The following is a 1,442-nucleotide window of genomic DNA, read 5'->3' on the forward strand; positions in this document are numbered from 1 at the left end:
TGGGGCCGCCGGTGATGTCCAGGCATTTGCCGAGGGCTCTGATGGTGCCGTCGGTCTGGACGGTCCAGGACTGGGCGTTGGTGCCGTTGCAGGTGTACAGCTGCACCGGGGTGCCGTTGGCCGAGTTCGCCGCGCGTACGTCCACGCACTTGCCTGCCGGACCGGTGATCGCACCCGTCGGTGAACCACCACCGCCACCACCGGATACGGGGATCGACACCTGGCCCTGGTGCAGGGTGCGCGAATCGTAGTAGCCAGCCTGGATGGAGGCGTTGGAGTTGTAGGCCGGATCGGTCAGCCAGTTCATCCACACGTTCCAGTAGACCCAGTTCGGCTGGGAGGCCATCTGGTTGGGCTGGGGCACGCTGCCGACTTCGGCCAGGGCCATCGGTTTGCGGCCCGCGGCGATGTATGTCAGCGCCTGGTACCAGGCGGTGCTGGGGAACTTCTGTACCCAGACGTCCAGTCCGACGACGTCGACGTAGTTGTCGCCCGGGTAGTAGCTGGCGGCCGAGGAGGCGCCGCCTGCTACGTCTTTGAGTGCCCAGACCCAGATGATGTTGGTCAGGCCTTTGGACAGCAGGTAGTCGTGGGTGATCTGGTACAGCCTTGCGTCGCCGTTCGGGCCGGGACGCCCGCCCCACCAGGCCCAGCCCTCGTTCATCTCGTGCAGCGGCCGGAACAGCACCGGGATCCCGGCGTCCTTGAGCTGCTGGAAGTAGGGGACGAACTGGTCGAGTTTGGCTTTGTAGTCGTTGTTCAGGTTGGTGCCGTTGGTGATGAGCTGGCTCCACTCCGAGTCCGACAGCGAGCTGCCCTTCACCGGGTTCGAGCCGCCGTCGAAGCCGCACACGGCCACGTCGGGCCGGCAGGCGTGCATCATCAACGCCGGCAGAGTGCCGGCGGCCCATTCGGCCTTGGCGTAGTCGATGACGGTCTGCCGGTTGTTGATGTCGTCCTGGCTGAACCCGAAGTCCCCGCCCCACAGCGCCGGGTACTCCCCAGTGATGTCGTGGGCGGTGTTCACCCACTGGCCCGGGTCGTTGTTGGCGCCGCCCTGCTGGCCGGACAGCGTGTGATTGCCGGTCAGGCTCATCAGGTAGTTGATCTCGTTGGCCGCGGTGACGCCGGGCGGCGCCGGCGGCGCGGCCGAGGCGCTGCCGGCCAGGGCAGCCACGGCCAGTAGTGCGGCCGAGGCTGCGCCGAGCGCGGTGCGGATCCTGGAGCGCGGGAGCATGTGCGGTTCCTCTCATGGGTGGGAAGGCGGGCCGGCGATGTTCTCTCCGGCCCCGGCGGGCTGCCGTGTTTGGGGGTGTCAGGTGGGGAGGTGCCAGGTTTGGTTGGTGTTGGCGTGGCAGTCCCAGATTTGGAGTTGGGTGCTGTCGGTGGTGTTGCCGGCGGGGTCGTCGAGGCAGCGTCCGGAGGAGCTGGAGATGAGTTCG

The 1,442-nt window shown here is 67.3% G+C and carries 2 protein-coding genes; both read right to left on the minus strand.

The window, feature by feature from the left end; all coding sequences use genetic code 11:
- Nucleotides 1-1,237 (minus strand): glycosyl hydrolase (locus GWK61_RS54530; protein ID WP_194922283.1); only part of this gene is annotated, 1,237 nt, incomplete at its 3' end.
- A 78-nt stretch (nt 1,238-1,315) separates the two neighbouring features.
- Entirely contained in the window at nt 1,316-1,435 is a 120-nt protein-coding gene (locus GWK61_RS54535; protein WP_323748191.1) for an RICIN domain-containing protein, read from the minus strand.
- Between the last annotated feature and the right edge of the window lie 7 nt (nt 1,436-1,442).

This window comes from Catenulispora rubra (assembly GCF_015356825.1).
Taxonomy (GTDB): domain Bacteria; phylum Actinomycetota; class Actinomycetes; order Streptomycetales; family Catenulisporaceae; genus Catenulispora; species Catenulispora rubra.